Below are 13,208 nucleotides of genomic sequence, written 5' to 3'. Positions count from 1 at the left end.
GGCTGATTACCGGATCAAACGCTTCAATACCTGTTAACCCTGCACCAGTAGCTCCCGTTGGACCGGTATCTCCAGTTACACCTGTAGGTCCAGTAGGACCAGTATCTCCGGTTAGACCAGTGGCACCGGTTGCCCCAGTAGCGCCAGCAGGTCCGGTGGGTCCTATAGGCCCAGCGGGACCTCTTCGTCCAACCCTTTGAATTGGTTTTGATTGTTTTTCTCCTTTTGCACTGTGACAGAGAGGATTTCCTTGAGGTCTATTTTGTTTCGAAAGTTCTTGTTTGATAAATGGACAGTCTCTTCTTTGAGAACGGTCATGACGTGATCTTTTGTAATGAGGCTGTTCATGATATTTACCGCAAAAGGGACATTTGTGATCGAATTGATTGTACAAATTGCCCATCTCCTAAAATTGATATTTCATTCTATGTGCAAATTTTTAAATTGGAAGTAAAACCTAGAAAATCATCATTTCGAAAATCATCGAATCAAATCATTTAAATGTTTGATGATTTTATGTTATGGTGTTGAAAGTATGAAACTAGTATGATTTTTGACAGAAATGGGGACATCATTTATGAGTCAATCAGTTTTACAGCGTACAGCTTATTCCGTTTTAAATTTATCCTCTGTGACAGAAGGAGGCTCCATTAAGGAATCTTTTGAACATAGTATGGATTTAGCAAAAAAGGCGGAGAAGTGGGGTTATCATAGATACTGGCTGGCAGAACACCATAATATGGAAGGTGTTGCAAGTTCAGCAACGTCCGTTTTAATTGGGTATATTGCTGGCGGAACCGAAAAAATTCGAGTAGGATCTGGTGGAATTATGTTGCCAAACCACTCTTCACTTGTCATTGCTGAACAATTCGGCACACTTGAGACATTATATCCGGGGAGAATTGATTTAGGTCTTGGCAGAGCACCAGGGACAGATCAGTTAACGGCAAGGGCGCTTAGACGTAATCTTCATAATGGAGAAGATTTCCCTGAGCAGCTAGAAGAACTTCGGCAATATTTTAAACCAACCGGACAGGTCAAAAAACATGTAAGAGCCGTTCCGGGAGAGGGTCTAAACATTCCGATTTGGCTGCTTGGTTCAAGCGGTTTTAGCGCAAGACTTGCAGGAGAGCTTGGATTGCCATTTGCCTTTGCGGCACATTTTTCACCTAAAAATACAATTCCTGCTTTAGAGTTGTATAGACAGTCATTTAGACCTTCTGATGTGTTGAAAGAGCCTTATGCCATGGTGGGGGTGACAGCTTTTGCTGCAGATCAAACAGAGCGGGCTGAATATTTGGCAACCTCTCATTATCAGCGGTTTTTGAGTCTCATTCGAAATACTCCAGGAAAACTCAAAGCGCCTGTCGACAGTATGGACGGCCTTTGGAGTCCATATGAAAAAGTGATGGTGGATGAACAATTAAGTTCAACAATGATCGGGGATAAAGAAAAGGTGAAAAAAGAATTGGAAGCCTTTGTTGAAGCTACTCAAGCAGACGAAGTGATGATTAATTCGGATATGTTTGACCATCAAGAAAGAATGCGTTCATATGAAATCATCAGCGAGATCTTCCAAGAGGCACAAGAAAAATAAACATAAAAAAGAACTGCACAAAGCAGTTCTTTTTTTACTTATGCTTTTGTAAAAATACGAAATGGTTGTCCAATTGGCAGTACAGTACGGCCAAAATGAGTATTGAGCACAACTGCTGCTGAACCATAAAAAGAAAGCAGGGAAATGATCAATTCTGCAATACCGGCAATGGTATGAGTCACATCGTACATCACACCAAATGAGCTTAGGGAAAGACCAAGGAATAAGAAATCAATAAAGACGAAAATCAAAAATAATACTTTATGTGTTTCCATTGCACCAATCGTCATAAACAAGCTGAAAATTAAATATCCGATAAACGCAAAACCTAGTTGTTTTGGATCTGCTGCTTCCGCAAGCGTTTTCCCAAAAACGCCCGCTTGAATGAGCCAAGTCGTACCAACGCCCATCCAAAAAAGACCGAATGCGCCAAAGGCAGTGGCTCCAAAAATATTTTGATGCTTTGAATCTTGTATGGACGCGATCAGCTGCGCGATGCCTCCAAGGAAGATAGCCCAAGGTAAAATAAGGGAAGTGCCATCTGTAATTCCTAGTTTTTGTGAGGACGCAACGAGCGTCACCATTGCTAAACCAAACAAACCAAGTGGTGTTGGGTCTGCAATTGATAATCGATAAGCTTGAACATTCTGTTTTTCCATAATGACCTCCTACAATTTGCACTTACAAAAGATACTCGAATTAGATCGAAACGTCAAGCTCTTTTTTAGTAGACACTTGCAACGTCTTCCAAATAAATCTATATTTAATACATATCAAATGTGATAGAAAAAGAGGGATAAAATTGAGTAAAGGCTTAGCTGGAAAAACGATTGCCATTTGTGGAACGAGAAAAACAGAAGAAATGCGTACACTTGTCGAAAAGCAAGGGGGACAAGCCGTTATTCGTTCTCTTCAAGGAACCGTATTTTTAGCCAAAGAGGAGTTAAAGCCAGGCATTGAAACCTTTGTGAAAAAAGGCGCCGATTGGGTGATTTTAACAACGGGTATCGGGACTGATACATTAATTGAGAGTGCAGAAGAGCTTCATTTAGGGGAAGAATTTATGCACATTCTATCAAATGCACAGATTGCTTCAAGAGGATACAAAACCTATGCTGCACTCAAAAAACGCGGAATTCAGCCAGACGTATCTGATGAAGATGGAACGGTGCGTGACCTAATCTCAAAGCTTGAAGGCAAAGAGTTTCAAGGCAAACGTGTCATGGTGCAGCTGCACGGAGAAAACGCTCCGGCTCTCATGAAGTTTTTACATGACAAAGGGGCAGATGTATTGCCGCTTTTACCTTATCAGCACACACCACCTGAACCAGAAGCCGCAGAAACATTGCTTCAAGAAATGAAAGATGGAAAAGTCCAAGCCGTCTGTTTTACAACCGCTGTTCAGGTGCACGCCTTTTTCACACTAGCGGCAAAATGGGGAAGAAAAGAAGAACTCCAAGCGCTATTCGAGCAGCCCGTACTGGCAGTAGCTGTTGGAAAAGTCACAGCTGAAGCTTTAAAAGAAGAGGGAATTGACCAGATTCTCGCCCCGTCACTTGAGAGAATGGGTGCAATGATTATGGAATTATCTCAATATATGAAAAAACAATCCTTACACTCATAGAAAAAACGCCTTTCACTAGATCAGTGGAAGGCGCTTTTCATTAGATTGTCCGTTTTCGGTTCGTACGAATTTTTTTTAAGACGAAATAGAGAACGATCAGGACAATCGCAATGGCCATAATTGGGGTTGTATAAGCGTGAGCAACACTTTGAATGTGATCCCATTTTGTCCCGAGCTGCATGCCAAGATAAATAAACAAGATAGACCAAGGGATGGCAGCTAATCCCGTCAAGAGAACAAATTTCAAAAAAGGCATTTTGGCAATACCGGCTGGAATGGAGATGGCATGGCGGACAATAGGAATAAAGCGCGCTGTAAACACCACACCGGTTCCATATCGATCAAACCAGCGCTCTGCAGTGGCGATATGATGTTCATGGATGAATAAGTATTTTCCGTACTTTGTTAAAAAAGGTCTTCCGCCATAAAGACCGATCCAGTATATAAAACACTGTGCGAGCGTACCTCCGATGACGCCGGCGATAACAGCTCCAACAAAACCGATTGTTCCTGTTGACACCATATATCCGCCATAAGCAAGAACAATTTCGCTCGGAATGATTTCAATCATCAGACCTAGTGCTACACCTACATAACCAAGGCTTGTCAGCCAAGTTAAAATTTCATTAAACAAGGTTCCCATTCATTTCACTCTGCCTTTAAATACGAATTTTCTTCAAGCATCCATATAAAAGCCTATGCTTGTTTTGTTTCTCTCATGAGTCTGCTTTCCGCTTACCTCTCTGAAGGTCAAACCGAAAAACGCCCATCTAGCAAACTTTATCATACCATATTTGCTCGCACCTAGACGATCTACTTGCTGAACACTTGTTATCATGATATCAGGAAAGAAAATATGAACAGGCGGCTTCCGTTTTTTTCAACAGATCATGATATAATTTGTTAGATGAAACGAACGGGTGGTGCATTAACATGTATTTAACAATCGAAGAAACAGCTGAATACTTAGAAGTATCAGAGGCGTATATTGAGAAATTAATTCAGCAAAAAAAGATCCGTTTTGTATTTGACGGAGAATCATATCTCATTTATCAAGGACAGTTTCAAACGCATATGAAGCAGCTTGAACAATACAAAGAGCTCGTCCAAGAGATTTTAAATGAACCGATTCCTGAAGATCCAGATGTAAAGGATGAAGATTAGATTCAAAGGAAGTGAATGGAGTGGAAAAAGTCGTCTTATGTGAAGCCTGTCAAAAAAACGCAATGAATGTGGTAGAAGATACTGATGAACCGAAACAACCTTATCAATTATGTCAGCCGTGTCACAAGAGACTAATCAACAATTCTTTACGACCGATTGAATGGTATAACTTAGCCGTTCTCCATTCTCCTAAACAATTTTTACTGCATGATGACTTTTATGGAGAGGATGGACAGGCTTTGGATGGTGTCATCGTCACCAAAGAAGATAAAGCCCCCATATTACAAGACGTGCGGCAAGATTTGGCGTCTTTAATAGACTTCTCAATTACTAGGTGGTTTCTTGAGGATGATGTCATTGATGCGCTGAAACAGCATGATCAGCAAAGGACCTTAGACTCTGTTCAAAGCCGATTTGAGGAAACTCAGCATATCGAAGTGAAATCACGCATGTTAGAAATCGTGGCTGATGTTTTAGGTACATCTGCCGCTGGGTGGGTAAGGGAACTGGTGAATCAGGCTGACGAAGAATTTCTTTATCCACTTTCTTGGGCAGCGGCCAGCAGTTTGCCCGAAGATGAAGGTTTACAACATGTGATAGAGAAATTGAAATCGATCAGTGAAAAAGAATTACCGACAGCTGCTTTTATCTGTCTGTACCGTTTCCACTCTAACAAAGTATTAAATTGGATGGAGGTCACTTGCACTCATTTTCACGTTCATTGGGGAAGGCTGGCAGCTTTAAGCTGTCCAACCTGGGATAGAATGAAAACATGGCTAGACAAAGGAAGACCTTTCAGTTTAATTGCCCTTGAAACAATGACACACTGTGCTAAAGGGAATAGACCGGTCCTTGTGGAACAATGTTCACCTAAGATCCTTCACACAGATAAAAGTGAAGTAGAGAACACGTTAAATGACTATCTTCAAAAAGACTGCGTTCCAAGAGTCAAAACGAACGTGTCTACCATATTGAACAACAAAGAAGATATTTTCTAATAATTTCCAATTCCTTTATTGACTGACACCAGTTTGCACAATTTTCATATGGCATTTAACTTGTACATCCGCATCAGGATAGATTTCCTTCCATTTTTCTGGTGTCATAGCTTTGTCTTTTGATCGATACCTTAAGCCTAGCCCAAGCGGATCAATATGTTGCTTTTTAAAGGACTGAACAAGGTCTTGTCCTTGCTGGGCGACACGTTTTTCAACTTCTTTTTCGACATGGTCCAATATATTCGGTTTATCAATTTTCTTGGATTTCATGAATTCTTTTAATTCGCCCTTCAGCTTGATATCAATCGTGATATGAGGCTTTTTTGTTAGGTTATTCGTTGGTTTGATCTGGTAGGACACATGTGATTTGATATTTTCAATGACGACATGGGTCTTTCCTTGATCAGCCAATTGAAACTCGTAGATACCATTTTTATGATTTTCAATCATCGCTTTAAATGTGAACGTGTCTTCTCCAGGGATATGACCGACCATTTTTTCCTGATCAAACAGAGCAACTCCTGTGACTTTAATGGCGTTGCTAGTTTTCTTGATGTAAGGCAGGTAAGCATCGACTCCTTTTGCCAGCATCTGATTCATGAAAATATGCTGATTAGTGACAGGTTGATTGCCATTTCGCATATTTTGGGACAACAGATCAGAGAGATACACACCTATATTTAAGTTCGTTTGATTCATTTTTGTATATAATAAATCTTCAACTTCTCCGCCTACAATCGCAAACACTTGGCGTGAACCAATGATAGGATCACGATAAATGTAATTCATTAAATCGATCATGCCGACTTCCTTTGCTAATTTTTCACTGACTAAAATAACGAGCACCTGACCCATGACGACTGGAAAAGGTGATTTTTCTGATACGAGAAACTGAATATTACTAATGGTATTTGACCTTGCGCTTAATATTTGATAACTTCCTTGCTCCTCACTTTTAAAGACAGGGAAGACAAAGAAGCCCTTCATTTCTCCATCTTCGATTAAATCAAATCCTGCCGCCTGAGAGATATTTAATTCATCTAAAAGGCGAGGCTGTGCACAGCTAGTTAAAAAGAGACTAAACAACATGAGACCCGTGAGTATATAATGTTTCATGCTCGTTTTTTCACCCACCTTTTTTTCAACATCAGTCCAATAACCATACAGACAATCAAGCCATATACAAGAAAGTATCCGCTATATTCCACCCATTGGTTAAAGGTTTCAAAAGAAGTCGCCCCCGTAAAAAATGAAAACATGACCAGAATGAGGATGCTGAGCGCGATGAACGTGACGCGCTGGCTTGTATGAAGCACTTGTTTTGCCATTCGGCTCGCGGCCCACAGTGGAATCGCGATATTCGGAATGATTAAAAGCAGCCAAAGAGACACTTCGATAAATTCAAAGCGCTGGATAAACGGGAGCTTCACAATGCTTGTTAACGTTAACGTCGGCCATTTTGTTAATTTAAGCTGAGCACTTGAGTAATACGCAATGGAGACGAGAAAGACGAGTAAATTTAAGCATGTCGTAAATAATGCCCCCATGTGAGCAAATTTTTGAGACGTCTGCGCATGTTTAATAAAGGGATAATAGACAAGCAGTGTGCCAAAACCAAACATGGATAATGAAGCATCTTTGACTCCCATCAACAGCTGCGAAAATGTATGATCAAACATCGGGAACATGAAACGAATGTGACTATATTTCATGGCATAAAAACAAATAAACGTCATCCAATACGTCAGTACAATACTAAAAAATGCCCATCCAGCAATCGTTCTAAACCCGCCGGTATGAATGTAATACACGAGCAGCAGAAGTACAGACGCAAACAATAGACCAGGAATTTCTTTAAACAGCCATACATGGATCACATCCATATAATGGACGAGAACGGTCAACGACAAAGAAGCAAAATATAAGATATAGAGAATGTTGAATAATTGCCCAACCCACTTGCCAAATACATATTGCGTGATATCACCAAATTCATCCGAAGGGGCCTTTTTAAACATCATGTACATAAGAAAGATCATGACATTGACACTGAAGCCAGAAATCAGAATGGCGATCCATCCATCATTATTCATAGAACGAACAAGGTTTGTTTGAAAGTTTAAAATGCCAACACCAACTTGATTAGCATTAACGAGAAAAAACACAAAAAAAGGGGAAACTTGAAATTTCTCTTTTACAGAAGAAGAACTCATGCTTTCACTTCCTTATTCATAAAAATCATTTTTCCCCTTACGGCCTTGCTTAGGCTTTTGCCGATGGATGGTTTCATTTTGTGGGCGTAAATTTTCCGGTCTTTTATTCAAAAAACGAAGCTGAGGGCGAATCAAACTGCCCTTTAGATCTGTCAGGCGCAGCGGAAAAATAGGCTCTAGATACGGACGTCCAATAGACGTTAATTTCATTAAATGGGTGAGAAGGAATGATCCCATCACTGCAATACCTAATGCACCCCACACCTGTGCCGCAAGTAGAAAGGGAAATCTCAGCAGCCGAATGGCACTGCCCATTTTGTAAATAGGGGTGACAAATGAGGCAAGAGCAGAAAGGGCAACAATAATGAGTAAAATATTACTTGTTAATCCTGCTGCCACAGCAGCCTGTCCAATGACAATCCCTCCAACAATCCCGAGCGTCTGACCGACTTTAGCCGGAAGCCTCGAACCCGCTTCTCTTAGTAATTCAATCGAAATCTCTAAAAATAGCGCCTCAATGATTGGAGGAAATGGAACAAGATAGCGGGAGGCCACAATGGTTTCTAATAAGTCTTTTGGAATTAGCTCATAATGAAACGTTAAAACGGCTACATATAAAGGTGTCGCAAAAATGGAAAATATCACAGCAAATATGCGTAACAGCCTAAAGCAAGAAGCCGCAATCCACGACATATTGTAGTCTTCCATAGTGGAAAAATACTCAAGTAAAATCGTCGGGGCAAGCAAGACATGAGGCGAGCCATCCACTAATATGGCAATTTTCCCTTCTGATAAACCTGAAGAGACGCGGTCGGGTCTTTCTGTATTTAAAAACAACGGAAAGATCGTATTGGACACATCATAAAGCATCTGTGCAAGGTAATTTGCATCTAAAATTTGATCAAAATCAATGTCTTCAATACGCTGGAGAACGGTTTCAATGTTTGTCGGATTAGCAATCTCTTCAATATATAGCACCGCTACTTTTGTTTGCGAAAGCGTGCCAACCGTCTTTTCTGACACTTTCAGGTTCGGTGTCGGCAGCCGCCGTCTGACCAAATTTAAATTGGTATCCAAAACCTCCACAAATGCTTCCTGTGCACTAATAATGCCAAATTCTATCTCGGGCGGACCTACTTGTCTGCCTTTCTTTTCTTCAATCGGGATCAGAAGCGCTTTGCCCCAATCCGTTTCGAGCCGAATGGCCAAGTTACCTAAATGAAGCGCTTTTTCCACTTCCTGAAGATCGGTCGTGATGACGGACTGTTCAATGGGAATTCGTTCTTTCAGCTCCTCAAGAGTAGGGGTGAGATGTAATTCTTTCATGCAGGGCAAAATTTGTTCATGGAGTAGATGCCCATTAATTAAAGAACGAAAAAAAGAAATTCGATAAAGAAACCCTTCACTTCGTGACAACTCGTTTGTAAAATCAGAGGAACGTGACAATGCCTCAAATACTGAATTTGGGTCCTTTTGATGTTGTTTGTTTTTCTTCAGCACTTGAACCATCTCCTTCCGGAATTTGCCTCTATTATCCAACCAATTGCCGGAAGATATGCATGAAAAAAAGCGTTCAGCTTGATGTGCTGGACGCTTCTTTTCCATATTGAACCGCTTCTAATAAAAAATCTACGAGATGAACAGCACGCATGCTGTTCGATTGTCCTGAACGTTTGATACCTGCTGCCATTTGCAGCTGGCAGCCTGGATTGGACGTGACAATAGCAGCCGCAGCTGTTTGACTAGCTTCTGTCATTTTATGATCTAAAATTTGCATCGACATTTGTGGCTGCAAGATATTATAAATTCCAGCAGATCCGCAGCAGCGGTCGGCATCCTTCATTTCTTTAAATGATACCCCTTGAATTGCCTTCATGAGCACCCTTGGCGCTTGCTGTACACCCATTCCGTTCCGCAAATGACAGGAATCTTGATAGGTGATGACTTGCTTTGGCAAAGCAAGCGGCGTACGGCCGTGAAATTCCAGCTCCACGAGAATGTCTGATATATCCGTGATTTTCTGTGAGAAGGCTTCACCTCGCTTTTGAAAAGGCGGATCATCCTTTAGTAAATGATCATAATCACTTAAAAAGGCACCACATCCGCCCGCATTCATGACAATGGCATCTGCCTCAACCTCCTCAAATGCTTCAATATTCCGCCTTGCTAGCTCTTTCGCTTGCTCTTTTTCTCCACTATGACCATGAAGTGCACCGCAGCACGTCTGAACAGGAGGGATGACAACGTCACAGCCGGCCAGCTGCAAAAGCTGGATGGTCGCTTCGTTTGTGCTGGAAAAAACGGTGTCCATTAAGCAGCCAGTAAAAAAGGCGACACGTTTTCTTGCTGTGCCAATGGCTTTGTATTCTAACGCACGGCTTTTTTGTTGTCGCGGCACCTTTGGAAGGGCCTCTTCCATCAGCTGTAAATGCGGCGGAAGTACCTTTAGCATGCCAGACTTGCGGGCGGCCGTTTGCAGACCAGAGGTTTGATAAAATCGCAGTAGTCCAGCCGCTTGACGCATTCGGCTTTGGGAAGGAAAGAGTCCTTTAAACACAACACGTCTCACAAATTTGACAGGAAGGGATTGTTTCTTGTGCTGCTGAATGATGTCTCTTGCATCCTCAAGTAAACGTCCATATTTGACGCCTGAGGGGCAAACCGGTTCACATGCACGGCAGCCAAGACAAAGGTTCAATGAATGTTCGACGTCTTCATCAGGCTCAATCACGCCGTCTCTTACCGCCTTCATTAAAGCAATTCGGCCGCGGGGTGAGTGCGTTTCTTGTTGACCGGATTCAATATAAGTAGGGCAGGAAGGGAGGCAGAAGCCGCAGCGCATGCAATTGAGCAGCTCCTTTTCATCCATTTGCTGTTGAAATGTTTGCTGAATCTTTGTTTGTTTAGAGGAATTCATGAGACCACCACTCGCTTCCTTGCCGCTTTTCCAAACACCTTATCAGGATTCATGATATTTGCTGGATCTAGCGCTTGTTTGATCGCTTTCATTGCAGCGATTCCTTCTTTTTTGACCTTTAGCTCCAAATAGGGGGCTTTCATTAGACCCACACCATGCTCACCCGTAATGGTGCCACCAAGGGAGACTGCTTTTTCAAAAATGGCCTGAAATGCTTCTTCAACCCGCTTCATTTCTTCTTCATTTCTTGCATCAGTTGCACAAGTAGGATGCAGATTTCCGTCACCTGCATGACCAAATGTACAGATTTTCACGTCGTACTCTCTCGCAATGTCTTCGATCGCGCGCACCATGTTCGCAATTTCAGAACGGGGCACTGTGGCATCTTCTAAAATGGTCGTAGGGCTTAAACGGGCGAGGGCAGATAAAGCGGCTCGCCTCGCTGTTAAAAGGGCACTTGCTTCTTCTTCAGAGTGTGCGATATTCACTTCTTTTGCACCGTGCTGCTGACAAACCTTTGCAATGCTTTGCATATCACGGGAAACAGCCTCAGGATTGCCGTCCTGTTCGATTAATAGCACCGCTTGAACGTCAGTCGGCAGGCCGATTTTGGCAAAGTCTTCGACGACTTCTAGTGTCGGCTGATCCATAAATTCTAACGTGGCGGGGATGATACGCTCTGCAATAATCGCCGAAACTGATGCAGCTGCTTCCTCAAGGCTTTCATATAAACAAAGCATCGTTTGTTTAGTTTCTGGAAGCGGCAAAAGCTTCAGCGTGGCTTCAGTGACAATTCCGAGCGTTCCTTCTGATCCAACAAATAAACGGGTCATGTCATACCCGGCCACGTCCTTTGCGAGCTTGCCGCCCGTTTTGATGATGTCACCGTTTGGCAGAACCACTTCAAGTCCAAGTACATAATCTCTCGTCACACCATATTTTAACCCCCGGAGCCCACCTGAATTTTCATTAATATTGCCGCCTAACGTCGAAATTTTCATCGAGCTTGGGTCTGGTGGATAGAAAAGGCCTCTTGCCTCTACTTGGTGAATGAGTTCCTGTGTGATCAAACCAGGCTGGACCGTTGCAGTCAGGTTTTCTTCGTCAATTTCGATGAATTGGTTCATTCTTGTAAACAACATCACAAGTCCGCCTTGTGTCGGACAGGTGCCTGCACAAAGGTTCGTACCGGATCCTCTTGGCACAATCGGCACCTTATATGAGGCGCAGAGCCGAACAATTTGCTGGATCTCCTCAGCCGCGTGCGGGCTTACGATGACATCTGGCATATGCTGAAAATTAGGCGTTGCATCATAAGAGTAGGCAAGCCGATCGGCTTTACTGCGCTGTACATGAGACGCACCGACAATCTTTTTTAATTGACTAATAAATTCAGAATTTAACATACGCATTCACTCCTACTGATTAGACATACCGTTTCTTTCAGTATAAAAAAAGAATCGCCTCATGCCTATGGACGATTCTACAAAATATCGGGCTTCTCGCCTCGTTTATTTGGATGATGATCTAATAGCATCAAGGCTAAATAAAAGAGCATCGCATCCTGCATGCGTTTCGGATCAAGGGTCGTTAAATCTTGGATACGTTTTAGCCTGTAATGCAGTGTATTGATATGTACGTGCATCGCTTCCGCAGTATATTTCAATGAGCAATCTGACGTCATCAGTACACGCAATGTTTTCACTAGTTCAGGGTAGGGGAGAAGCGGGACAATCGTTCGATCAAGGAACACTTCTTTTGTTTCCTGACTCACTTCTTCTATAAAAAGTTCAAGTGTTAAATCCTCATCAAACACAATCGGTGTATCTGCATTCGCCATTTTTAAAGCACGAAAGGCTTGATGAAATGATTGCTTCATCATCTGTCCAGCTGCAGGTTTTCCCGCACCTATCAAAACCTTTGACTTAGGATGTGCGGTGAGCGCAGCATGGATGTGAAAAAGACGCTGCCGCAAAGTATCACGGTCATTTGCCGAGGTTTGTAGCATGAGCAAAAAGCGGGCATGTCCCCAGCGGACGATCATTTCCTGATTGGTGAGATGCAGCATTTCCTTCACTTTTTTGTATTGATCCTGCTTCATAAACGATTCATCGTGACAATCAATGAGGACGACCGCACGCTGCTTATTGATATCAAGCTGAAGCCGCGCTGCTTTTTCAGTGAGATCGATGGCTGTCTCTGGCAGATGAAGCCAGTCGAACACAAACGCTTCAAGCTGCCGTTCATCGGTTTCCGTTTCTAGAAAAAATTCATGTTCTTGAATAAGCAATTCGGTCATTTTTCTTAATATTTCGCCAAATGGAGAGACATGGACAGGATTTCCTGTCATCCCAATTACACCAATGACCTCTTGCTTAAAATAAATAGGCAGATTGATGCCAGCTTTGACCCCTTTCATTCGCTGCTCATCATCCTTTGTAAGGATTCGTTTTTGTCCTTCAAAGGATGTCAAATATGCCCCTTCATGAAATTGACCAATGCGCGCTGGATCTGTTGCCGCTATGATGGTGCCGTTTGTTTGTGTAATGATGATTTCCTCAGTCAGCACCTTTTTGACCTCGTCTACGATTTTTTCTGCCAGTGTCATTGTGAGCAAAACGTACCCCTCCGAGATGTATCTTTTGACACTATCATACCATCATATGCTGAGTCATATCTTTCTTTTCATGAGTTA

The 13,208-nt window shown here is 42.3% G+C and carries 12 protein-coding genes and 1 pseudogene; 4 read left to right on the top strand and 9 right to left on the bottom strand.

Annotated features, from left to right (window positions below; genetic code table 11):
• Window positions 1-403 (bottom strand): annotated as a pseudogene (locus tag QRN39_RS16015) (BclA C-terminal domain-containing protein); the annotation flags it as partial.
• A 174-nt stretch (window positions 404-577) separates the two neighbouring features.
• Between QRN39_RS16015 and QRN39_RS16010 the strand changes: the two are divergent.
• Window positions 578-1,597, top strand: a complete 1,020-nt coding sequence (locus QRN39_RS16010; protein ID WP_284907644.1) for an LLM class flavin-dependent oxidoreductase — start codon at window positions 578-580, stop codon at window positions 1,595-1,597.
• Window positions 1,598-1,635: 38 nt separating this feature from the next.
• On the opposite strand, the gene QRN39_RS16005 is transcribed toward QRN39_RS16010, so the two are convergent.
• On the bottom strand, window positions 1,636-2,256 hold the full coding sequence (locus QRN39_RS16005) for an acetate uptake transporter (RefSeq protein ID WP_050944818.1): 621 nt from the start codon (window positions 2,254-2,256) through the stop codon (window positions 1,636-1,638).
• A 143-nt stretch (window positions 2,257-2,399) separates the two neighbouring features.
• Between QRN39_RS16005 and QRN39_RS16000 the strand changes: the two genes are divergently transcribed.
• Window positions 2,400-3,221 (top strand): uroporphyrinogen-III synthase, encoded by an 822-nt coding sequence (locus QRN39_RS16000; protein WP_284907643.1) that lies wholly within the window; start codon window positions 2,400-2,402, stop codon window positions 3,219-3,221.
• Between the two features lie 40 nt (window positions 3,222-3,261).
• Here the strand turns inward: QRN39_RS16000 and uptA are convergent, their stop codons facing one another.
• Complete coding sequence (gene uptA, locus QRN39_RS15995) at window positions 3,262-3,864, bottom strand: undecaprenyl phosphate transporter UptA (protein ID WP_050944820.1); 603 nt, start codon at window positions 3,862-3,864, stop codon at window positions 3,262-3,264.
• 290 nt (window positions 3,865-4,154) lie between these two features.
• Here uptA and QRN39_RS15990 point away from each other — a divergent pair, with 290 nt between their 5' ends.
• Both QRN39_RS15990 and QRN39_RS15985 read left to right on the top strand, forming a co-directional pair.
• Window positions 4,155-4,385 (top strand): excisionase family DNA-binding protein, encoded by a 231-nt coding sequence (locus QRN39_RS15990; protein ID WP_050944821.1) that lies wholly within the window; start codon window positions 4,155-4,157, stop codon window positions 4,383-4,385.
• Window positions 4,386-4,405: 20 nt separating this feature from the next.
• On the top strand, window positions 4,406-5,383 hold the full coding sequence (locus QRN39_RS15985) for a hypothetical protein (protein WP_284907642.1): 978 nt from the start codon (window positions 4,406-4,408) through the stop codon (window positions 5,381-5,383).
• Between the two features lie 15 nt (window positions 5,384-5,398).
• Here QRN39_RS15985 and QRN39_RS15980 read toward each other — a convergent pair whose 3' ends face one another.
• The 6 genes from QRN39_RS15980 to QRN39_RS15955 all read right to left on the bottom strand — a co-directional run bounded on the left by QRN39_RS15980 (window position 5,399) and on the right by QRN39_RS15955 (window position 13,130).
• Window positions 5,399-6,499, bottom strand: a complete 1,101-nt coding sequence (locus tag QRN39_RS15980) for a Ger(x)C family spore germination protein (RefSeq protein WP_251190441.1) — start codon at window positions 6,497-6,499, stop codon at window positions 5,399-5,401.
• Window positions 6,496-7,596, bottom strand: a complete 1,101-nt coding sequence (locus QRN39_RS15975; RefSeq protein ID WP_003212426.1) for a GerAB/ArcD/ProY family transporter — start codon at window positions 7,594-7,596, stop codon at window positions 6,496-6,498. Before QRN39_RS15975 ends, QRN39_RS15980 begins: the two co-directional genes overlap by 4 nt.
• A gap of 12 nt (window positions 7,597-7,608) precedes the next feature.
• A complete protein-coding gene (locus QRN39_RS15970; protein ID WP_095117940.1) occupies window positions 7,609-9,096 on the bottom strand; it encodes a spore germination protein in 1,488 nt (495 codons plus the stop codon).
• Window positions 9,097-9,169: 73 nt separating this feature from the next.
• The gene (locus QRN39_RS15965) at window positions 9,170-10,513 is read right to left on the bottom strand and encodes a (Fe-S)-binding protein (RefSeq protein WP_251190442.1); all 1,344 of its coding nucleotides are present in this window, start codon (window positions 10,511-10,513) and stop codon (window positions 9,170-9,172) included.
• On the bottom strand, window positions 10,510-11,919 hold the full coding sequence (glcD, locus tag QRN39_RS15960) for a glycolate oxidase subunit GlcD (protein ID WP_284907640.1): 1,410 nt from the start codon (window positions 11,917-11,919) through the stop codon (window positions 10,510-10,512). Before glcD ends, QRN39_RS15965 begins: the two co-directional genes overlap by 4 nt.
• A gap of 77 nt (window positions 11,920-11,996) precedes the next feature.
• Window positions 11,997-13,130: a CdaR family transcriptional regulator gene (locus QRN39_RS15955; RefSeq protein ID WP_106032535.1), complete on the bottom strand. Its 1,134-nt coding sequence runs from the start codon at window positions 13,128-13,130 to the stop codon at window positions 11,997-11,999.
• Window positions 13,131-13,208: the final 78 nt, after the last annotated feature.

This window comes from Bacillus sp. lyk4-R2A-2 (assembly GCF_030209735.1).
GTDB classification, from domain to species: Bacteria; Bacillota; Bacilli; order Bacillales; family Bacillaceae; genus Bacillus; species Bacillus pumilus.
Note: the sequence above shows the minus strand (reverse complement) of the source record. Positions and strands in the feature narration are given on the sequence as shown.